We start from the raw sequence: 20673 nt of genomic DNA, 5'->3' as shown, positions 1-20673 counted from the left end.
GGATTCTCAGGGGACGAACTTGTTGTCCGAGGGCGAGAGGTTCATCACTGTATCAGTGCGGCCGCCGGAGACACCGTGCTGGTCCCACTGGTCGTGCAGCCATTTGACATAGGCGCGGTGCTCCCGGTCCTTCTTGTATTTGCTGAGCTCGTCGCCGTTCAGATCCTTTTCGGACTGGTCGTATTTCGAACTGTGGGTGACCTGGAGGTCGTCGGGGAATTCCCTCGCGAGATATTTGTCGCATTTGGGATTCTTCTGGCAGGGCTCACGTTCCGTGTACAGCTCGCGGACGTTTCCCTCGTGCCCGTTCTTGATCAGCGGGTGTCCGATGGAACGTTCGGAGTGGGCCTCACCGCTGGCGCCGACCAGGATGAAACGGTTCCCCTTGCCGTCGTCGTGCAGCGCCGAGGCGTAGTTGCCGCCGGGGACGTAGGAATCGGGGCGCTCGGTGCGGTTGGCATAGCGGCCGAGCTGGGCCGCGCGAGCCAGGTCGGTGGAACCGGGGGCGACCTTCGTGGAATTGACCGTGCCGTTGCCGGGCTTGTTCTTGCGCTGCTTCTCGCCCTTGTTGTTCCACGGGTACCAGGCCTTGTTGCCGAGTACGTCGTTCACTCCGGACGAGTCGGTGTGATGGACGGGGCTGGTGGTCCCGTCGTGGTGCAACTGACGGATCGAACCGTCGTCGCTGAGCAGGTACATGGGCGTGTCGTCGTCATGCTTGGCCTTCTTGACGTCGACCTTGTCGGCCTCGTCGCCGACATCGTGGTCCTTGCGCTTCTGGTGCCGGGAGGCGGCCTTCACACGCTCCGGGATGGTGTCGGTGACGTGGTCGCTGACCTTCTTGGCGGCCTTCTCCATGCCGTCGATGGCATCTTCGAGAATGCCGTCGAACGCCTTGGTGAAAACGTCCTTGCCCTTGGTCCTGCCGAAGGTGTGCTTCGACTTGCCCAGGTGGATCCGGGACTGGCTGCCCAGGTCGCTGCCCTGGCGGGAGACATGGCCGGCGCCCTCCTCGAACTCGACGTGGTCGATGACCGTCTTCTTGCCCCCGCTGCCGGAGCCGCCGCTGTCGGAGTCGCCCGCCGAGGCCAGTTGCATACCGCCCGGGTTGTCACCCGGGTTGAAGGCGCCCTCGGCAAGGTCGAGGACCATGTCCGATATGAGCTGCTGGAGTTTGCCGGTGACGGGCTCGGTGACCTTCGCGATGAGCGCGTCGACTATCTGGTCGACCGCCTCGTCGACGAGCCGCTTCACGATGGTGCGCATCAACGCGATCTCACCGGCGGCAGCGGCGGCGGAGAGGCCCAGGGTCACCGGGGCGGCGGCGAGTTCGGCCACGATGGTCCCGGCCAGTACGGCGAGTTCGACACCCGCTTTGACCTTCATGCCGCGGATGATCTGGCCGACCCCGTCACAGGCGTCCGCGAACAGCCGCGCCACCTCGGGGATCTTCTCCAGGTGGTTGACCTTCACGTGCGACCAGTGCTTCTGCATGGACTCGACGGCCCAGCCCTCGGAGGAGGAGAGGATGCGGGTCACGGCTTTGTGCGCGTTGCCACCGTTGCCCTCGAACTGATCGGCGAAGTCCCGCATGGACGTCGCCATCTCGAAGTAGTCGTCCTCGTCGACGTTGGGCCAGTTGACCCCGATGAGGTCGAGTGCCTCGTCGATGATGCTCGGCAGTACCAGCCCCATGGCCGCGCGCTCCGTCCCCCGTCGACTACTGCGTCTCCGGCTCCCCAGCAAAGGGGCACGTTGTCAGGTACACAAGGGTAAACCGGCCGCGTCACGACTTCGTGACGAGGGTCCCATCCGACGGTGACGGCAACGGAGTTGACCGGGACTCACACGGATGCGGAATGCAACGAGCTGCAACTGCGGGGCGGCGTGGCGGTGGCGGTCCGGCGCGTACCCCGGCGGTCGGCGCCATGGAGGCGTCGGCGGTTCACCCCGCGGTGGTCGTTCCCGCGGGGCGGCTGTTCACCGCGTGGTGGCCGTCATCGCCCCCGCAGCCGCAGGAGTGCCTCGTCCGTCCCCACCACCAGGTCCCCTTCCGCCGTGAAGGCGAGGGCGTGGGCCCTGCTGCCGGGGTGGAAGGTACGCAGCCTGTCGTCGTCCAGGGCCCGGTGTTCGACGAGACCGTCGGCCCAGGCGATCGCGAGGACGAGCCCGGCGTCGGCCGTCGCCACCGCCACCGCGTCGACGGCGCAGTTGCGGGCGGCCACCGGCTCGGGCATGGCGTCGGTGTGGGGGGCCCATGCGCGTACGGTGCCGTCGGCGCCGCCCGTGTACAGCAGGAGGACGGTGTCTCCCGCCGCGGAGACGGGCAGGGCGGTGCCGGCGACCGCGGTGACGCGCCCCCGGTGCAGGGTGGCGGTACGCGGCTCGGCGCCGACGGTCACGACGTGCACCGTCCCGGCGGCGTCGCCGAGGACGACACGGTCCCCGGCGCCGGTCAGCGCGGTGACCGTCTCCTGCTGACGCTGTGTGTACTCCTGTAGGGCTGCGCGCAGTCGCTCCTGCGCGGAGGGGCCGTCGTCGAGGAGGGCGGCGAGGCCCTTGGGCTTCGTGGACTCGGCGGCGCACTGGGTGTGCAGGAGGCCGTGCTCGTCGAGGACGGTGACGGTGCCGTCGCCGTGCTCGGCGGTGGCGCGGACGCCGGGCGCGGGGTGCGGGAGGCGGCCGGTGGCGCGGGCGCTCTCCGCGTCGAGGACACGCACGGTGCCCTGATGGTCGGCGACGACGAGCTGCCCGGCCAGGGGGCCGGTACCCGCCGCCAGGGCGCGCACCGGGCCGGGCCACGGTGGCGTGACGTCGCCGCGCACCCGGTGCCGGACGAGGGTCCAGGAGGCGTCTCGGGCAGCGGAGTCGAGGGCGGCGGCCAGTCGTGGATCACCGGCGTCGCCGAGGGCGGCGCGGAGGACCAGGGCGCGTTCGGCGGCCGGCTGCTCACGGGTCAGGGAGGCACCGGCACGCAGCCAGGCGGCGCGCAGGCCGCCGTGGCTGTCCTGGGAGCGTTCGTACGCGGTGGTCACGCTCCAGGGATCGGCGGCGCAGACCGAGACGGGGTCGTCCAGGTCGAACGGATCCTCCTGCCCCGGGTCCTGTTCCGCGTGCCCGGCCGGCTCCACGGGGTGGGCCGCGTCCCAGGACCGGCGGCGGGCCTCGTCGGTCCACTGCGGCTCGTCCAGGTCCATGCGGGCGCAGGGCCCGGCACTGAGCGCCTGCTCCCATCGCGTACCGGAGCGGACCTCGACGAGCACCCGGACATGGTCCAACGCGGCGAGTCGCAGAACGAGTTCGACGAGGGCGTCGGGCTGTTCGGCGGAGTGCAGTTCGGGCAGCGCGATGACCGTGCGGCGCCGGTCGGCGGCGAGCGCGGCCACCAGGTCGCCCGGGGAGCGTGCGGCGATCGACAGCTGGTCGCCGAGCATCCAGGCGGCCGTGGTCGCGGTCTGGCCGGGCAGCGGCACGAAGCCGTGGATGCGGCGTTCGCCGGCGGTGCCGGGCCGGGTGCCGTGGCCGATCAGCCAGGCGAGGAGCCGCGACTTGCCGCTGCCCTCGGCGCCGGTGACGACAGCGAGGCCCGGGGCGCCGGGATCGCGGAGCCAGGAGAGCAGGGCGGCAGCGGCGGGCTCCCGCCCGGAAGCGGGCCGGGACCAGCGCGGGGCGGGATTCGCGGTCATGGACCGGCCTGCGCTCCCGCGGCGCCCGGGCGGCGCGTCACTGCCGGGCCTGCTGTGCGGCATGGGTGATGAGTTCCTTGAGGCCTTCTTCGCGGGACTCCGCGGTGGTGCCGTAGTCGAAGCTGTGCGTGAACTCCGCGTGCGGGAAGACGGCCTGGAGCCAGGCGGCGCAGTAGTGGCCGGGCATCATGCACGGTTCGAGTTCGCAGTAGACGCGGCGGACCTGCTCGGGCTCCACCCCGGCGGACGAGAGCTGCTGCCACAGCTGCTCCTCGGGGTGCAGTCGGCCAGGACCGGTCTGGGCGGTGACGATCTGCTTCGCGCCGTCCTCGCCGACGTACTCGAAGGCCGACGAGAAGGGGAAGTTGAGGGTGTGGCGGATGTCGTCGAGCACCCGCGACCACCAGTTCTCCCGGTCGGCGACGGCCTCCGGGTCGATCTGCCGGATCTCCCGCACCAGTGCGGCGAACGCCTCGGCGGCCGACCGGAGTCCGTCCGAGGCGGCGATGACCGGCAGGGCCCGGTCCAGGACGGCGGCGCAGTGGGTGAAGGCGGCGACGTCCGAGCTGACGAACAGGGTGGCTTCCCCGCGACCGAGGAAGAGGGCCTGTACGGAGCCGTCGGTGCGGACGCACAGGTCCGCCAGCCGGTCGGTGCCGATGCGCACCCACTCCGCCCAGTCACCCTGCAGGGCGACGCCATGGTGACCGGTGTACATCCCGAGGGTCGGCCCGTCGGTGTCGTCCGCCGCGATGAAGTACGGCCCGACGTGCAGCGGCACACCGACCTGCGCGAGGTGGGTGCGGGCCGAGGCCGGCACGGTTCCGTAGGAGGCGGGCACACTGATGCGGCGCAGCCCCTGGGGGCCGAACTGTGCGACGGCGGGGTCCGAGGGGAGCTCGGGCATCACAGACCTCTCACGGTGGTGGACTTACCTGCTCCACCCTATGCGCAGGCAGGGATTCACTCACGGTGGGGACCGTCGGCCGCAGGCAAGGCCCGCTCGGCGATCCTCGGTTCGGCCGGTCTACGCCTGGAACTCGGTGAGATCGATGGCGTGGACGCGCAGCGGGTAGCCGTGGACCGGGTGTGCCGTCTCCCGCTCGGGCTCCATGCCGAGCTTGCGGATGACGTTCTCGGAGGCGTTGTCCCCGACGCGGTCGATGGCGATGACACGGTCCAGGCCGCGGTCCTGAAGGGCGAACTCCAAGGTGGCGTGCGCGGCTTCGGAGGCGTACCCCTGGCCCCAGTACTGTGAGCCGAGCCGCCAGCTGATCGCCACCGCGGGCATCACTTCCGGCAGGAACTCGGGCACGGACAGTCCCGTGAAACCGATCAGTTCGCCCGAGGCCAGCAGCTCGACGGCGAAAAGTCCGAAGCCCTCCTCGTCCCACTCCTCCTCCCACAGCTCGATGGCCTCGGCCGTCTGGTCCAGGTCGCGCACCGAGCCGTCGTCGATCCAGCGCATGACCCGTGGGTCCGCGTTGATGTCCGCCATCGGCACGAGGTCGTCGTCGTGCCAGCGTCGGAGGAGGAGGCGGGGTGTACGGATCTCGGTCATGTGCCCATCCTGCCGAAGGCGGACGCCGCATCGGTAATCCGGCTCGGTGATCCGGGCTGGTGCCGGCTCCTCCCGGGCACCGGCCGGCGGTGGTGCGGGTCGGGCGACGTGCGCGCGACCAAGGAGGCGATCCTCCGCCGGCCCCCTCAGGAGTCGTAGCAGACGTAGGCGCCCTCGGGCCCTTGGGCGATCCTGGCCGAGCCCCAGCAATGGAGCATCGGTCCGACGCGGTAGAGGGCGGCCACGCCCGCCAGCAGGACGACGGCGGCGAGCGCGGCGGTCACGAGCCGCATGGTCCGCATCCGGCGTACGAGCCAGCCGGCCCCGACGACCGCGAGGGTCCCCAGCGCCAGCATGACCGCCGACACCGGGGCGGTGTTGTGCTGGATCCCGGGAAAACGGTCCGGGTCCGCGGCCTGCTGGACGGCGGCGAAGGCGAGGAAGTACAGCAGCAGCCCCAGCAGAAGGAGTCCCGCGGAGCCGGTCCCGCGGCCGACGGCCCCGCGCCGGCTCCGCGGGCTGCCGGACGCCACGGCGTCGTCCGCCCGCACGAGCCGCCGGTCGAGGACCGCGCGCAGCCGGTCCACCTCCTCCGGGTCCGCCACGGCCCGCTTGGGCAGGACGACGAATCCGACGGCTGACCTGTCGGCGCTGAGCAGCACGAACAGTTCCGGCGTCTCGGCATAGCGCGCGTAGAGGTGCCAGTCATGGCGGGCCGAGCTGTGCGCGGTGGTGAGCCGGAGCCCAGTGCCGTCGACGCTGCACCGGATGTCCCCCTGCCGTTCGGCGAGCCGGTGGAGGCGGCGCGCCTTCAACCACGGCACGGCGGTCATGAAGGCGACGAAGGCCACCACGCCCGCGTACAGCGGCCCCGGCGTGTCCCGGTGGCCGGGGCCGGCCGCCGACAGCAGGGCACCCACGGTCGTGATCGCCAGCGTCCAGGCCAGCACCACCCGCTGGAACCGTCCCGCACCGGTGCTCCGCGCGCGTGCCCGCAGCGCGGACGCCAGATCGCCGACGGTCGGCCGGTAGGCCAGCTCCACCGATCTCTCGGCAACCGCATCCGTCTCCCGGCCCTCGGCCATGTCCCCTCCCAGTTCGGTGATCATCCGGATCGTAGAGGCACAGATCGGTTCGGCATCGGCGGTGCGCGGTCCTGCACCCCGTCTCCCCTCTCTTCTCGCGGACCGATCACCCCGCGCGATGGTGGGCCGGGTGATTTCGGGGAAGGTGCGTCACAGCCCGCCCGCCGGCCGGTGTCCCTCGAAGTGAAGCCCATGGTGGCCCCCGCGCGTGTGACACGGGTGCCCGGGGAGAGGAAGTGCGCATGACCACCCAGCAGAGACCACCGGAATCCCATGCTCCCCCGGCCGGCTCTCGTCCCCGGCCGGCGGCGGGCGAGCCGGCGGCGGGAATCGTCGAGGCCGCGGACATCGCGGCACGGGAGACAACCCGGGACTGCGGCACAGGCGGTGCGCTCGCCGCGGAGGCCGAACACTCCGCTGCCGCGCCGCACACCCTCGACGTCCGCCCGGCCTACAGCCACTCCTCCCTAGGGATGCCGCATGTCCGCTGAGTCACCACCGGCCCGGCGGCCGCGCAGCGCCGGCCGCCACGTCCCCCGGCCCGCCCGCTCGTGGTGGCCGGCCCTGCGCCGGACCCCGGTGCGGATGTGGAACGACGACATCACCGACTACGCGGCCGCCTTGACGTACTACGCCATCCTGGCGGTACTGCCGGCGCTGCTCGTCACCGTCCTCGCCTTCGGGCTGATCAGCCCCGGCACCGCCGAACAGTTCGTCGCCCACGTCACCCACTACGCTCCGGGCCAGTCCGGCGCCGAACTGCACGGCGTCCTCGGTCGCATGCTCGCCCGGCAGTCGGCCGCGTGGACCCTGCTGGCCGCCGGCGCCGCGAGCGCCCTGTGGTCGGCCTGCAGCTATCTGGCGGTCTTCCGCCGGGCCCTGCACCGCATGCACCGCATGCCCGATCGCCGCTCGCCCTGGCGCAAGGCCCCCCGCATCGTGGCCACCGCCCTGATCCTGCTCACCCTGCTCGTCCTCAGCGCCCTGGTGCTGATGCTGAGCGGGCCGATCGCCCAGGTCGTGGGCCGCCTGCTGCATCTGGACCACACCGTGCCGCTGATCTGGAGCATCGCCCGCTGGCCGTTGCTGCTGTGCCTCGTGGCCGTCCTGGTGGTCGTCGTCTTCCACACCGGCCCCGCCGCGGCCCGCCGTGGCCGCAACAGCCTGCCCGGCGGCGGCCTGGCCGCCGCCCTGTGGCTGACCGTTTCCGCCGGTTTCGCCCTGTACACCAGTCTGCTGGGCACCTACAGCCGCCTTTACGGCTCCCTCGCGGGCGTCGTCGTCTTCCTCATCTGGCTGTGGCTGTCCAACCTCGCCCTCCTCGCCGGTGCGCAGTTCACCGCCGAGCTGAACAGCCTGAACGCCCCGCGCGCGGACGGCTGACCGGCGTACCGGCAGAGAAGTCGAAGAACCCCGGCCGCCGCTGCGACACAATCACGGCATGATCGGAAAGCGGAACACCTATCGCGTCGCGGACGGTGTCCGCATACCCGGGACCTGGCGGCACGCCTTCATCCGCAACGGGAGCCACTTCCTGACCGACCTCTTCATCTACGCCGACGGACTCGTCGACTGCTGGGGCCTGGTCACCATCGAGGAGTTCGAGGAGAAGGTCCGGTCCGGGTGGGTCGCCACGACCCTGCCGGACGGTGCCAGGGCGTCCGCGCACGGCCTGGCGACCTGGAGGTTCAGTGAGCCCCGCGGTCGGCTCAGCCCCGAACTGCTGGTCGCCGAAGTCCGCGACACCGTCGACCAGCTCAACGGGCGCCCCGACTCGACGGGCCGCTGCCTGGCCGCCGTCGACGTCTTCCTCGCCGATCCGACGGAGGAGAACCGGGCCGCGGCACGCGCCGCGTTCCTGGCCGTCCCCGCCTCGCGGCGGCGGTACGCGCTGGGCGACATGGACAGCAAGGACTGGCCGCTGCGGACGCTGGTGGCGGGGCCCGGAGGGCGGACCTACCTGCCGAACGACCCGCCGGTCACACAGGAGGCCTACGACCGGGCCCTCGCGTACTTCGAGGAACGGGCCCGCCGGAGGGCCGAGCTGCGAGCCCGCGACGCAGCGGACGGGCCGGCGGCGCCGCAGGCCCCCGCGGTCCACCTCGACGACTCCTGTCCGGACCAGCCGGTGCCCGACCCGGGCCGACTCGGCCTGCGCAACGACTACCCCGCCCCGATCACCGTGGGGAAGGTGGGCCACCCCTCGGTCACCCACGCCTACTGGGCCCTGTCGGTCGCTCAGCCGGAGATCGCCGTGGCGGTGTCGGCGGCGGACACCGCTGCCGCGGCACGCGGGATCGCGGCCGAGGCACCGCGCCGCGAGGGGTGGGAGCAGGCCCGCGTCGCCGTGATGACCAGGCTGCTGCACGCCAAGTTCGCTCAGCATCCCGCGCTGGCCGACATCCTGCTGGCGACGGGCGACGCCACGGTGATCTACGACGACGTCCACTCGGCCTTCTGGGGTGACAACGGCGGCCGGGGCCGCAACTGGACCGGTCGTCTCCTCGAACTCGTCCGCTCCGAACTGCGCATGCGGCGAACCGGGTTGTCCGGGCTGTAGGCGGCCACCGCCCCCCGTCCCTCAGGCCGCGAGGAAGTCGAGGAGATGGCCGGCGACCTCGTCCGGGGCCTCGACCTGCGGGTAGTGGCCCACCGCGGGTGGCCCGGCCAGTTCCGCCACGGTCGCGGACGGCATGCGGCGCCGGAGACGGTCGAGGACATGGGCGCCGCTGATCGGGTCGGCCGGCCCCCAGAGGAACAGCGTGGGGCCGGAGTAGCCTTCGAGCGCCCGTACCCAGCGCGCCTCGTGCGTGCGGCGCTCGTCGATGTAGCGCAGCAGCCGCGGAGCCAGCAGGCGGCCCCCGTCCCGGCGGACGCTCTCCCACATGGTGTGCAGATCCTCGGGCGGGACGGGTCGGCCCAGCACCTGGCTCATCGTCGCCCGGAACCCGCGTTCGGTGACGGCGTGGGCGAGGAGCGGGCCGAACGGTCCGTGCAGCAACCGCTGCACCCGGACGGGCCGGTGCAGGTCCGGGTAGAGGCCGCCGTTCAGCCAGGCCATGCGGGTGATCCGGCCGGGGTCGCGGGCCAGCAGCTCCTGCGCCACGCTCACGCCGTAGTCGTGGGCGACGAGCGCCGTGTCGCCGATGCCGAGGCCGCTCCAGAGGGCCTCCACCAGGTCGGCCTGCTCCAGCACCGAGTAGGTGTGCCGGCGCGGTTTGTCGCTGTGGCCGAAGCCGAGAAGGTCGAAGGTGGTGATCCGGTACCCGTGCGCCGCCAGCCGGGGCACGGTCGACGACCAGTCGTGGGAGGAGGTGGGGAAGCCGTGCACCAGTGTCACCGGCGGACCGTCGGCCGGACCGTCCTGGCGGACGAACAGCGTGTGCCGGCCCGCCCGCCCGTCGACGGTCGTACGGCTTCCCCCGGCGGCCCACTGGTCGCCGGTGGGCATGGCGGTGCTGGGCATCAGTGGCTCTCCCGTGTTCCGGCGATGCCGTCCAGGAGGCAGCGCAGACCGAAGGCGAACTCGCCGTCGCCGTCCACGCCGTTGAGCAGCGCCGCATGGGCGGTGACCAGAGGATGTGTCCGCGCGGGCAGCGACGTGAACAGGCCGGTCATGGCCGCGCGTTCACCGGGTGTGCGGGCCGCTCCCCCGGTGTCCAGGAGCACGGCGCCGACGACGTAGTGCGTGACCGTGAGGTAGATCCGTACCGCGCTCTCCGCGGACCAGCCCGCCTCGGTCAGCAGCCGGAGGCCGTGTTCACGGGCGCGCAGGGCATGGGGCCCGAGCAGTTGTCCCCGGGTCAACAGGGGCACGAGGGCGCGGTGGGCAAGCAGCACACGCCGGTACTCCCGGGCCCCGGCCGCCGTCCCGGCACGCCAGTCGGCGGCTGAGCCGGAGTCCGGCAGGGCGATCTCCCCCAGCATGTGATCGACCAGTTCCACGAGCAGTGCCTCACGGCTCGGGACGTGCCGGTACAGAGAGGTGTGCCGCAGCCCCATCCGCTCGCCCACGGCGCGCATGGTCAGGGCGTCCAGGCCCTGCTCATCGGCGATGCGCAGCGAGGCGTCCATGATCGCGCCGAGCGTGATGCCGCCGGCCCGGGACCGCTGTCGCGCCCGGACGGCGTACCGCTCGCCCCACCAGGCCGCCGAGCCCACCGGGGCGCTCTGCTCGCTCGGCGGCTCGTGCCGTGGGTTCGGCTGCTCGGGCATCCATCCGCTCACAGGTCCAGGGAGTACGCGTCCACCGGACGCACAGTACGCGTCCAGTGGACGCATCACAAGGGAGGCGTGGATCCGGGGATCGGCCGGCTCCCCTCGACCGGCCCCGCCTGACATGATCAAGGAGTGACCGGTGAAACCGCGCGGCCCGACCGCGGCAAGTACGTACTGTTCGACGTCGACGGCACGTTGATCGACGCGGTGAGCAACCAGCGTCGGGTATGGGCGACATGGGCGCGGCGGTACGGGCTGGACGCGGACGAGGTCCACCAAGTGGCGTTGCGCACCCGTCCGCTCGAGACCTTCGCCCAGGTCGCCCCCGACCGGGACCCGCAGGAGTGCCTGGCGGCTCTGCACGACCTGGAGGACGACGACGTCCGGACCGGCGTCTACACGGCCTTCGACGGCGCGGCCGAGTTGCTGCGCGGACTGCCACCGCGGTGCTGGGCGCTGGTGACCTCGAACTACGCGCACCGCGTACGGGGCCGGTTCCGGCGGACCGGGCTGCCGGTGCCGGAGTTGATCGTGGACGCGGCCGCCGTCGAGGAGGGCAAGCCGTCTCCGGTGCCCTACCTGCTGGCCGCCGAGCTGCTGGGCGCCGCACCGCGGGACTGTCTGGTCATCGAGGACGCCCCGTCCGGAGTGCGGTCGGGACGGGAGGCGGGCATGACGGTGTGGGGCGTGAACACCACCGCCGCGGTGGAGGGCGTGCACCGCCACTTCCGCAGCCTGCGCGAGGCGGCCCCGCACATCCTGTCCTTCGCGGAACACCGCCGACCGACACGACCGCAGGAGCAGGCGTATGCACACCGCACAGGATGACGTGGCCGATGCGATCCAGGGTGAGCTGCGGCTCATGGACCCTCGTGTACGGGTGTCCCGGGAACTGGCCGGGCGGCTGCTGGACCCCGAGTTCGTGGAGGTCGGAGCCTCGGGCCGGCGTTGGACCTACGAGCAGATGCTCGCCGCGCTGCCTGAGATGTCCGGCAACACCGAGGACGGCCCACGGTACGAGCCGTCGCGCATGATTGGTGCCGTACTGGCTCCGGGGCTGGTGCATCTCACCTACGAGACGACGATCGCCGGCAGGCGGGCGCGCCGCAGTTCGCTGTGGCGCAGGGGCGACGGGGAGGCCGGCTGGCGGATGTACTACCACCAGGCCACCCCCGTCCCGCCCGGGACCGAGTAGTCGTAGCGGTGCGGCAGGCGCTCGGCGGGCTGTCGGCGGCGCAGTTCTACGGCGCGGCGATGCGCATCCCGGGGCCCGGATGCGTCGTGCCGCGACCTCCCGGCAACAGCCCCAGATGGTTGAACAGTTAAGCAGGTAGCGGCCGTCGAGAAGGGCGGCGAGCGCACGGGTAGAGTCCATGATCGCCGATCGGAACCGCCGCTCGCCGGCGTCGTTCGATCGGTCGACTCCGGGCCGGAGCCAGGGGCACCGGTCCTCGACCGCGGCGGCACACGCCCCGAAGAGGAGGCATCGATGATGGACGAGCAGGACGACCACTTCGACGTGGTGGTGCTCGGCGCCGGCCCCGGCGGCTACGTCGCCGCGATCCGCGCCGCCCAGCTCGGCAAACGCGTCGCCGTCGTCGAGCGGAAGTACTGGGGCGGCGTCTGCCTGAACGTGGGCTGCATCCCCACCAAGGCCCTGCTGCGCAACGCAGAACTGGCGCACATCTTCACCCGCGAGGCGAGGACCTTCGGCATCCGCGTCGACGGAGAGGTGTCCTTCGACTACGGCGAGGCGTTCCGCCGAAGCCGCAAGGTCGCCGACGGCCGGGTCAAGGGCGTCCACTACCTGATGAAGAAGAACCGGATCACGGAGATCGACGGACACGGCACGTTCCTCGACCCGCACACCCTCCAGGTCTCCGGCTTCGAGGGCGACACGCGCACCATCGGATTCGACCACTGCATCATCGCCGCCGGCGCCACGCCCAAGCTGCTGCCCGGCACCCGCCGCACCGCGCGCGTGGTCACCTTCGAGGAGCAGATCCTCGCCGAGGACCTCCCGGAGTCGATCATCATCGCGGGCGCAGGCGCGATCGGCGTCGAGTTCGCCTACGTCCTGCACAACTACGGCGTGAAGGTCACGATCGTCGAGTTCCTGGACCGCCTCGCCCCGCTGGAGGACGCCGAGGTCTCCACCGAACTCGCCAAGCAGTACCGCAGGTTGGGCATCGAGGCGCTCACCTCCACGCGCGTCGACGCCATCGACGAGTCGGGACCCCGGGTCCGGGTCACGGTCACCGGCAAGGACGGCGCCCAGCAGGTCCTGGAGGCGGACAAGGTCCTCCAGGCGATCGGTTTCGCCCCCAACGTGACCGGTTACGGCCTGGAGAACACCGGCGTACAGGTCACCGACCGCGGCGCGATCGAGGTCGACGGCCGCTGCCGTACGAACGTCCCGCACCTCTACGCCATCGGCGACGTCACCGCGAAGCTGATGCTCGCGCACGCGGCCGAGGCCATGGGCGTGATCGCCGCCGAGACGCTCGCGGACGCCGAGACCATGGAACTCGACTACGCGATGATCCCGCGCGCCACGTACTGCCAGCCGCAGATCGCCAGCTTCGGCTACACCGAGGCGCAGGCGCGCGAACGCGGCTACGACGTCAAGGTGGCGAAGTTCCCGTTCACCGCGAACGCCAAGGCGCACGGATTGGGCGACGCCACCGGCTTCGTGAAGCTGATCAGCGACGCGAAGTACGGCGAGCTGATCGGCGGGCACCTCATCGGCCCCGATGTCACCGAGCTGCTGCCCGAACTGACGCTGGCACAGCAGTGGGACCTCACCGTCCACGAGGTCGCCCGCAACGTCCACGCCCACCCGACGCTCGGCGAGGCCGTCAAGGAGGCGCTCCACGGCCTGGCGGGCCACATGATCAACATGTGACGCCTGGGCAGCGACATCAGAGGGATCAATCGCCGACCAGCAATGTGGCGCCGCCACCACGGTCGTTGACGGTCGTTACTGGTCGCTGTGGGTCGCCCTCGGACGGCCCACAGACGGCCCGGCTTTCTCCGTGAAGCACGAGGTCGGAGACCCGGACACAGTGTCCGGGTCTCACCGTCTTCAGCTCAATACGCTCGGACTAGGGCGAGCGGTAGTCAAGGCCTGCTACCCGCCCGGTCACCGGCTCGATACGGTGAAATCGGCCCCTTAGAGTAGTAGGAGGCAGAACGCCATGCGTGGTCTCGGAGATCACCTCAGCATCGGTGAGCGGATCGCGTTCTACCGCAAGCGGCGCGGCTATACCCAGGAGGTCCTGGCCGGCCTGGTCGGCCGGAGCACCGACTGGTTGGCGAAGATCGAGACGGGGCGCCGGAAGCCACCTCGTATCGACATGCTCGCCGAGCTCTCTCGCATCATGCGCGTTCCGCTCGGGGACCTGCTCGGACAAACTGTGCTCGTAGAAGACGAGCGACAGCAAGACGACGTGCCCGCGGTGCGTGACGCGCTCATGAGCCCCCGGCGGCTGTCTCGCTTGCTCTTCGGGCCTGAGGCTGAGGCTCAGCTTCCGACGCCTGCCCCGGTAGCTGTGCGCGTGGAGCACGCGTGGAACGACTACCAGGGAGGACGACTCGGCAGCGTCATCGCGGCCCTCCCGGCTCTTCTGCAGACCGCGCAGGAATTGGAGGAGCGCGCGGCACGACGTGGCGAGGATCGTGGCGAGTGCTGGGCTGTATCTGCTCGCACGCACCACCTCGCCGCAACGACTCTGGCCAAGATTGGCGAGTCAGACATCTCGTGGCTTGCTGCTGAGCGCGCCATGCGGGCTGCTGACGAGTCAGATAATCCCCTCGTACTCGTATCGGCCGCGCGTTCCGGCACCCATGCCCTGCTCGCCAATGGCCGTTACGACGACGCTCTGGAGCTCGGTAACACAGCCGCCGCGTGGCTGTCGTCCCAGATCACCGAGCACGACCCGGCAGCCTTGAGCCTGCTGGGCATGATTCACTTGCGAGCCGCCGTGGCGGCTGCTCGCCGCCAGGATCGCACCACCGCGACGAGCTTGCTGAATCGGGCCGAGGAGCTTGCAGAGGACCTCGGGTCCGATGAGAACTACTGGCAGACCGGATTCGGGCCCACGAACGTGATACTTCACCGCTTGTCCGTGGAGCTTGACCTGGACAACGTTTCGTTCGTGGTCGATAACGGTCAGATCGACGTCGACCACATGCCGCAAGAGCGCAGTGTCTCGCACGGAATCGACTACGCACGCGCGCTGTCACTGGCCGGGCGAGGTGACGAGTCCTTTGCGACGCTGCGCACGGCTGAGCGCACGTCCCCGCAGCTCGTACGCAACAATCCCAGGGTGCGCGAGACCTTGCGTGACCTGATCAAGCAGGCCCCCGTCTCTGGCGGCTCGCGTTCGTCTGAAGTATTTGTGATGGCTCAACGGTGCAGGGCGGTGCAGTGAGTTCAAAGACCCGTGGGGTTCTCGGAGTCGTTGGGTCAGCGGCCGGGGGGGTGGAGGCGCTACGCACCGGTTTTGTGGAACCCGCGATCGAGCGCGGATGGCAGGTCGCCGTCACACTCACGCCGACCGCCGGTCACTGGCTGAGGCTCAGCGGTGAAGCCGAGCGACTCGAGGTGCTGACGGGTCTTCCCGTCCGCCACGAACCGCGACTACCTGGCGAGACTCGGCCGCATCCGCAGGTCGACTGCTACGTGGTCGCTCCCGCCTCGGCTAACACGGTGGCAAAGCTCGCTCTGGGACTGATGGACAACCAGGCGTTGACGCAGGTGGGTGAGGCGATCGGCACGCTCGCGCTGCCCGTCGTTGTCTTCCCTCGCGTAAACGCTGCGCACGTCCGCCACCCGTCTTGGCAGCACCATGTCCAGACCCTTCGATCCGGCGGCGTGCACGTCGTAGACGGCCCGGCCGTATGGCCCCTCTATGAACCGCGCGAGGCGCCGGCAGGCCGCGACCTTCCATGGCAGGCAGTACTGAACACGGTGGAAGAGGTCAGCAAATGACACATCGTCAATCCTCCTGACCTGCAACGACAGAGGACCCGGACACTTTGTCCGGGTCCTCTGTCGTTCTGGGCCACATCCTCATTGGCATGTCAGGCATCAATGAGCATCGCGACGAACTGCAAGTCATGTCAGCCGCCGAATTTGCTTTGATCACAGCACATCTGAGCGAGGTGCGCGTCGCAATGGAACGACTGGTAAGGCGCACCGACCACCTCACGACACGGGTGGAGGCTCACTACCGACAAGCTGCTCCAGGCGGTCGAGCCGCTCCCCAAGTACCCGCAGGGCGTCATGGATCGTGCTGAGCTCCGCAGCAAGAGCGGAAAAGGCGGGGCTACTTCCCGGCTCGGTGCCGAGGGGTACGGACGGGTCGCGAACGAAGGTGCCACGCCCTTGCTGACTGAGGACGAGCCCTTCGTCACGGAGCTGGCTGTAGGCGCTCTGAACTGTCATGAGCTGAACGCCACGCTCTTTGGCGAGCGCGCGAGCGGCAGGAAGACGGTCACCCGGTCCGTACGCCGGTTCAGTGCCGGTGATCTTCCTGCGGAACTCCGCCGCGATCTCTTTGGCCGTAGGCGTCTGCTTGGGCGCTTCGGGGCTCTCGGTCATGCCTCCGAGAGTAGCCGGACCTAGGTCAATCTCCGACTCCCTCGGCGCATGCGCTTGACAGGCAGATTGACTTAGGTCAATCTGAAGCCAGGTCGAAATGCGGGGCCGGAACGGCCTCAAGCATTCCGACGGCACACCTCTGACCTGCACAAATAATTCGGGATCGCCCGTATGGCTGCCGCTTGCGGTGGTCGGAAGGCGGCCGCTTAAGCGGCCGCGCGCCGCGGGCCCCGGGTTGGTCGTTGTTTGAGAACTGAACAGTGGACGAGGATCTGCCGCCTGTCCTCAGGACAAGAAGGCGGCCAGCGCGGCTGAGGCCCGCGCATTCATCGACCTTTCCGCACTCATCGCTGCGGCCGGTTGCCTCCCTCGCCCGTCCGGTCCCGCACGCGTTGCGGTGTCGTACGGGCGGGGCGAGGGGAGCCGCGGGCCGGTACGCCGGCCGGGTCCACCACCTGCCCAAGACACGTCAGGAGCCCTGATGAGTGGCGAGAACGTGCAGGACTCGATCGACCTGACCAGCCCGGAGAGCTTCACCGCGGGCCAGGAGGTCTACGACCGGATCGAGTCCGGCCAGTGCCAGAACGTGGAGGCGGAGCTGGACTGCGCCCTCGGAATCACCTCCGAGCAGAACTAACCCCGCCCAGCCAACAAACGGCGCACCCCTCGGAGCTTAGGCCCTCCGAGGGGTGCTGTCGGGCCGTTCCAGAGCAGAAGGAGTCACGACCCATGAAGCACATCGTTGCACTTCAGCCGGTTGTTACCGGCAGCGAGTACGACCGCGAGCCCACGGCCGCGGAGCTGGACGCGATCGAGCGGGAGCTCCCGCTCATCGCGGCGGAGGTCGAGTTGCTGGACGTGCAGATCAGCACCTTGGACCGTCCGGTGACGGAGGTGGACACCCGGCGGCTGCGCCGGGCCCGCCGCAAGGTGCTGGCCGCCCGACGCGCCCTGGCGAACCGCTACAGCGTGGGGGAGGCAGCGTGATCCGCCTCGTTACCGCCGGCCGTCTGCGTCGACTGCGTGAGGACGCCGACCAGGCCCTCGCTCACGCCCGCAAGGTGCAGGGGCAGGCGAACGCCGCCTGGTCCCAGCAGATCCGGGAGCTGTACGCCGTCACCGACCGTGCAGAGCGGGCGGAGGCCGCCACCTCCGAGGTCGGCACCATCCTCGCTCGTGCCATGGAGCAACTGTCCGCTACGGAGCAGGAACTGCTGTTGAAGGCCATCGAAATCCGTCGGCTCCGCACGGAGCTGGAGGCTGGGCCAGCGGAGGGCAGCACGCTGACGGTGCTGCTGCACTACGGCGAGCCGCACACCGTCTACGCCTCTCGCGAGGACGCCGTGGCCGACACGGGCACGCATGGCGTGGCGGCCGGGACGCCGTGGGTGCCTGCGGATGAACACCCCGCGTCCGCGTCCATGTGGCGCTTGGCGGCGTTCATTTACAACGCCGAGTCCAAGGGTTTCCGCCGGGCTCAGATGCCCGCGCCGCAGCCGGTTGAGGGGGCGGCATGAACAGCGTTCAGACGCGTTCAGCAGAGCGCGCCCTGTCCGGCGGGACGTGGCTGATCGTGTGCGGGGCGATGCTCTACTCGATCCTCACCGTCACGCCACTCATGGCCGATCACACGGCGGACGACTGGGACTGGACGGCCCCGATTCTGCCGCTGGTGGTGGATGCTGCGGTGGTCATCGTGGTCAAGCTCGATGACGTCCTCGCCCGCCTGGGCGGCCACGGCGGACGCTGGCCCGTCGTGCTGCGGTGGATGACCGGTCTGATGACCCTCGCCCTCAACACCGCCGACTCCGCACTGAAGAAAGACCTGGTCGGCGTAGCTGTCCACTCCGTGGCACCCCTGCTTCTGATCGCCACCGCGGAGACTTCGCTGGCCTACCGGCGGGCGATCGCCACAGCGGTCGCACGGCTGGAACAGCAGCAGCGTACCGAGCGGGAAGCAGCCGAGCGGGCCGCCCGCGAGCGGGCGGAAGCCGACCGCTGGCAGGCCCGTGAAGAACGCGAACACACGGCGAAGCTGGACCGTGAACAGCGCGAGCATGAGGCCGCCCTGGTCCGTGAGCAGGCGGAGCGGGAGGAGCGGCGCTGGCGCGAGGAGCAGCGGCGGCAGGCCGAGCAGCAGGCTGCGGAGCGGGCCGAGCGTGAACACCGTGAACAGGTACGTGAACAGCGTGAGCGGGAGCGTGAGCAGGCCGAGCGCGACGCCCTCGCCCGCCGCGCTCGCGAGCACGCGGAGCGGCAGGCGCGTGAACGCCGCGAACACGAAGAGCATGCGCGGCAGGCCGAGCGTGAACGCGCTGAGCTGCTCGCGCGCGGCCCGGCTGAGAGCAAGCTCCCCGAGGACGAGGCTCGTCGGATCGTGTCTGCCGCGTTCGCCGCGGAACTGTCGGTGCGCGCTGCTGCGGAGCTGTGCGGCTGGTCGGTCGGCTGGGTGTCGGCCCGGTATGCCGAGCACCGGCCGCCGGGTGGGGCTGAGCTGGCCATCGCGAGCCGGTGATGGGTGCCGTCCCGGTCTACCGGTGGCGGCTGGCACCTGACGGCTTGGCCACCCGCCGGCAACTCCGTGCCCTGGGGTTGCGGCCGGGTGGTCAGGACGTGACCGCCCAACTCGAGCGGCCCCGACGCCGCCGTAGCCCGCTCATCGCCTACCTGTACGCGATCGACCAGGCCAAGCCCGTACGCCCGATGACGCCCGCGAAGTGGGCGCCCCTGGCGAAGGCGAACGCCGCACGGCGCCGGTGTCCCGAGTGCGGCCGGGATGCCGGATACGTCATCCCTACCTCACTCGGCATGTGCAGCCCGTGCGCTTATCCCGAGGAACAGCGCGTCGCATAGGCCCTGTTGGCGAGCCCGGCCGGACGGACCTCTCACAGTCCCGGCCGGGCCCTACTCCCATGAGGAGTGCTCTCAGCATGACGGAACTCAGCACGGAGCCGGTAGCCGTCGAGGCTTCCGCCTCCGAACCGCCCCGCCCGCCCGCCCCCGCACCCACCGAGAAGTCCGAGACCGCGAAGGAGGTGGAGCACACGCCCGGCGGCTGGCCGGTCGTCCCCCTGGCCCTGTCCGGAGCCAACAGCACCGTCGGCGCGGTCGGCGCCGCCGCCCTGGCCGGCGGGCCGATCGCCGCGATCATCGCCGGAACCGGCGCGGTAGTCCTCGGCACGCTCGCCGCCGCCCGCTCCCGCAAGCCCAACCCCCGCCGCGACGCCAAACGCACCGCGGCCCACACTGCCGGACGCACCGCCGCACGCTCCGCCGCCCCCCGGAGCGGCGGGGCGGGTGCCACTGGCCGGTCGGGGGACGGTCGCTCGGGCGGTTCCCGTGCCGGTCGCGGGGGTGGCAAGCCGTCCGGCAACACCCCGAAGCGGGGTGGCGTCGGTACTGTCGCCCGTCACGCCAGCACGACGGCCGGGCGGACCAAGCGCAACGCGTTGAGTCGGGGCGCCGCCAAGCGTCCGGCCGGTACCGGGAAGGCCGCAGCACGGCTGGGGCAGATAAAGGCCCTGCGTGCCGGGCAGCAGTCCGCGGCCGGATCCCGTGGCGGGCAGCGAGCGCAGACGACGAACGCCCGGCGCGCAGTCGCCGACGCCCGACGCAACGCCAAAGCCGCAGCGGGCAGCACCAACCGGTTCGGCAAGCCGAAAGGCCCGGCGGGCCGCCTGCTGGGCGGTGCCGTGCGCAAGGCCCGTTCGGTACGGGACAAGGCGATCGGCAAGCAGCGTGACCGGCGAGACAAGAAGGCGGCCGGCACAGTCGCCGGACAGCGCGACAGGGTGCGTAAGGCGCCGCTGCGCAAGGCGGCCCGGAAGGCGTTGCGTCGGTCCGCGGCCCGCTTCCACGGTCGCCGTCTGCTCGCCGCCTTGCTCGCGCTGCCGCTCGGTCTGCTCGGGCTGATCACCACCCCGATCGGCCGGAAGTTCAACATCCCCTGGCTGATCCACCCCGGCCGCCGCCTGTACCGGCGGCTGGTCGGCGTCGCAGCCGAGGAGCGCACCGAGCGGGACGCCGCGATCCGCGAGGACCTGGCCGCCGATGAGGCCGCCGTGGATGCGGAGGCCACCAAGGACGGCACCGAGGGCCTGGGAGAGCAGGTGCAGCGCCCGGCCGAGGAAGTACCCGCCCACACCACCGAGGTGAGTGAAGGAGAACAGTTCGTGTCTGGTTTCCAGTTCGAAGAGGCCGCTGCCGAGATGGAGCAGGCCGCCAACGCCTACGAGCCCGAGAACGCCATGGAGATCCTGGCCATGGTCGAGGGGCTCCCGGCCGCGCTGACCAGCGTGGCGAACGTGATGAAGATCCTTGCCGAGCGCTCCGACAGCGAGTTTCCGCTGGAGAAGGAAGTCGCGGACGGCTTCACCGACATCTTCGGCGCCCTGATGAGCGCCGTCGCTGTCGCCGAGGACATGGGTCCGCTGTTCCGGCAGGTTCACGCCCAGGACATCGCCCGGCACGAGGACCCCCGCAACGGCCACGACGCCGAGAAGGGCTGGAACGTCTGAG

22 protein-coding genes are annotated in these 20673 nt (G+C 70.7%); 14 read left to right on the top strand and 8 right to left on the bottom strand.

Going from position 1 to position 20673, the window contains the following annotated elements; genetic code table 11:
- Positions 1 to 6: 6 nt before the first annotated feature.
- From BLW57_RS37010 to BLW57_RS36990, 5 genes are all read right to left on the bottom strand, one after another.
- Entirely contained in the window at positions 7 to 1695 is a 1689-nt protein-coding gene (locus tag BLW57_RS37010; RefSeq protein ID WP_093480048.1) for a WXG100-like domain-containing protein, read from the bottom strand.
- Positions 1696 to 1997: 302 nt separating this feature from the next.
- Complete coding sequence (locus BLW57_RS37005) at positions 1998 to 3686, bottom strand: P-loop NTPase family protein (protein WP_093480047.1); 1689 nt, start codon at positions 3684 to 3686, stop codon at positions 1998 to 2000.
- Positions 3687 to 3723: 37 nt separating this feature from the next.
- Entirely contained in the window at positions 3724 to 4593 is an 870-nt protein-coding gene (locus BLW57_RS37000) for a nucleic acid/nucleotide deaminase domain-containing protein (RefSeq protein WP_093480046.1), read from the bottom strand.
- Positions 4594 to 4713: 120 nt separating this feature from the next.
- A complete protein-coding gene (locus BLW57_RS36995; RefSeq protein ID WP_093480045.1) occupies positions 4714 to 5247 on the bottom strand; it encodes a GNAT family N-acetyltransferase in 534 nt (177 codons plus the stop codon).
- Positions 5248 to 5393: 146 nt separating this feature from the next.
- The gene (locus BLW57_RS36990) at positions 5394 to 6356 is read right to left on the bottom strand and encodes a YcxB family protein (RefSeq protein ID WP_093480044.1); all 963 of its coding nucleotides are present in this window, start codon (positions 6354 to 6356) and stop codon (positions 5394 to 5396) included.
- Between the two features lie 218 nt (positions 6357 to 6574).
- On the opposite strand from BLW57_RS36990, the gene BLW57_RS41015 reads away from it, so the two are divergent.
- Genes BLW57_RS41015 through BLW57_RS36980 form a run of 3 tightly spaced genes read left to right on the top strand, consistent with a single transcriptional unit; the run spans position 6575 to position 8892 of the window.
- The gene (locus BLW57_RS41015; RefSeq protein WP_143051638.1) at positions 6575 to 6823 is read left to right on the top strand and encodes a hypothetical protein; all 249 of its coding nucleotides are present in this window, start codon (positions 6575 to 6577) and stop codon (positions 6821 to 6823) included.
- Positions 6813 to 7715, top strand: a complete 903-nt coding sequence (locus BLW57_RS36985) for a YihY/virulence factor BrkB family protein (protein WP_093480043.1) — start codon at positions 6813 to 6815, stop codon at positions 7713 to 7715. Before BLW57_RS41015 ends, BLW57_RS36985 begins: the two co-directional genes overlap by 11 nt.
- Before the next feature lie 58 nt (positions 7716 to 7773).
- Positions 7774 to 8892 (top strand): NADAR family protein, encoded by a 1119-nt coding sequence (locus tag BLW57_RS36980; RefSeq protein ID WP_093480042.1) that lies wholly within the window; start codon positions 7774 to 7776, stop codon positions 8890 to 8892.
- A gap of 21 nt (positions 8893 to 8913) precedes the next feature.
- Here BLW57_RS36980 and BLW57_RS36975 read toward each other — a convergent pair whose 3' ends face one another.
- Both BLW57_RS36975 and BLW57_RS36970 read right to left on the bottom strand, forming a co-directional pair.
- Positions 8914 to 9798 (bottom strand): alpha/beta fold hydrolase, encoded by an 885-nt coding sequence (locus BLW57_RS36975; protein ID WP_256339699.1) that lies wholly within the window; start codon positions 9796 to 9798, stop codon positions 8914 to 8916.
- The gene (locus BLW57_RS36970; RefSeq protein ID WP_176985862.1) at positions 9798 to 10547 is read right to left on the bottom strand and encodes a TetR/AcrR family transcriptional regulator C-terminal domain-containing protein; all 750 of its coding nucleotides are present in this window, start codon (positions 10545 to 10547) and stop codon (positions 9798 to 9800) included. Before BLW57_RS36970 ends, BLW57_RS36975 begins: the two co-directional genes overlap by 1 nt.
- Before the next feature lie 135 nt (positions 10548 to 10682).
- Between BLW57_RS36970 and BLW57_RS36965 the strand changes: the two genes are divergently transcribed.
- From BLW57_RS36965 to BLW57_RS36945, 5 genes are all read left to right on the top strand, one after another.
- Positions 10683 to 11378 carry an HAD-IA family hydrolase gene (locus BLW57_RS36965; RefSeq protein WP_093480040.1) on the top strand — a complete coding sequence of 232 codons (696 nt, stop codon included), beginning with the start codon at positions 10683 to 10685 and terminating at the stop codon, positions 11376 to 11378.
- Positions 11359 to 11745, top strand: a complete 387-nt coding sequence (locus BLW57_RS36960) for a nuclear transport factor 2 family protein (protein ID WP_093480039.1) — start codon at positions 11359 to 11361, stop codon at positions 11743 to 11745. The genes BLW57_RS36965 and BLW57_RS36960 overlap by 20 nt, the downstream gene beginning before the upstream one ends.
- 297 nt (positions 11746 to 12042) lie before the next feature.
- Entirely contained in the window at positions 12043 to 13455 is a 1413-nt protein-coding gene (gene lpdA, locus BLW57_RS36955; RefSeq protein ID WP_093481093.1) for a dihydrolipoyl dehydrogenase, read from the top strand.
- Positions 13456 to 13747: 292 nt separating this feature from the next.
- Positions 13748 to 14983 (top strand): helix-turn-helix domain-containing protein, encoded by a 1236-nt coding sequence (locus BLW57_RS36950; RefSeq protein WP_093480038.1) that lies wholly within the window; start codon positions 13748 to 13750, stop codon positions 14981 to 14983.
- Positions 14984 to 15057: 74 nt separating this feature from the next.
- The gene (locus BLW57_RS36945; protein ID WP_256339698.1) at positions 15058 to 15543 is read left to right on the top strand and encodes a flavoprotein; all 486 of its coding nucleotides are present in this window, start codon (positions 15058 to 15060) and stop codon (positions 15541 to 15543) included.
- Between the two features lie 216 nt (positions 15544 to 15759).
- Here the strand turns inward: BLW57_RS36945 and BLW57_RS36940 are convergent, their stop codons facing one another.
- Positions 15760 to 16155: a GntR family transcriptional regulator gene (locus BLW57_RS36940; protein WP_093480036.1), complete on the bottom strand. Its 396-nt coding sequence runs from the start codon at positions 16153 to 16155 to the stop codon at positions 15760 to 15762.
- A gap of 481 nt (positions 16156 to 16636) precedes the next feature.
- Between BLW57_RS36940 and BLW57_RS41645 the strand changes: the two genes are divergently transcribed.
- From BLW57_RS41645 to BLW57_RS41840, 6 genes are all read left to right on the top strand, one after another.
- Complete coding sequence (locus BLW57_RS41645) at positions 16637 to 16792, top strand: hypothetical protein (protein ID WP_176985861.1); 156 nt, start codon at positions 16637 to 16639, stop codon at positions 16790 to 16792.
- 92 nt (positions 16793 to 16884) lie between these two features.
- Positions 16885 to 17142, top strand: coding sequence for a DUF6284 family protein (locus tag BLW57_RS36935; RefSeq protein WP_093480035.1), 258 nt, complete (start codon positions 16885 to 16887; stop codon positions 17140 to 17142).
- A complete protein-coding gene (locus BLW57_RS36930) occupies positions 17139 to 17672 on the top strand; it encodes a hypothetical protein (RefSeq protein ID WP_093480034.1) in 534 nt (177 codons plus the stop codon). The genes BLW57_RS36935 and BLW57_RS36930 overlap by 4 nt, the downstream gene beginning before the upstream one ends.
- Positions 17669 to 18670, top strand: coding sequence for a DUF2637 domain-containing protein (locus tag BLW57_RS36925; protein ID WP_093480033.1), 1002 nt, complete (start codon positions 17669 to 17671; stop codon positions 18668 to 18670). The genes BLW57_RS36930 and BLW57_RS36925 overlap by 4 nt, the downstream gene beginning before the upstream one ends.
- Positions 18670 to 19008: an RRQRL motif-containing zinc-binding protein gene (locus BLW57_RS42645; RefSeq protein WP_093480032.1), complete on the top strand. Its 339-nt coding sequence runs from the start codon at positions 18670 to 18672 to the stop codon at positions 19006 to 19008. Before BLW57_RS36925 ends, BLW57_RS42645 begins: the two co-directional genes overlap by 1 nt.
- 77 nt (positions 19009 to 19085) lie before the next feature.
- Complete coding sequence (locus BLW57_RS41840) at positions 19086 to 20672, top strand: hypothetical protein (protein WP_218138123.1); 1587 nt, start codon at positions 19086 to 19088, stop codon at positions 20670 to 20672.
- Position 20673: the final 1 nt, after the last annotated feature.

The organism is Streptomyces sp. 1222.5, from assembly GCF_900105245.1.
Taxonomy (GTDB): domain Bacteria; phylum Actinomycetota; class Actinomycetes; order Streptomycetales; family Streptomycetaceae; genus Streptomyces; species Streptomyces albidocamelliae.
The sequence above is the reverse complement of the archived record's forward strand: the minus strand, read 5'-3'. Positions and strand labels throughout refer to the sequence as shown.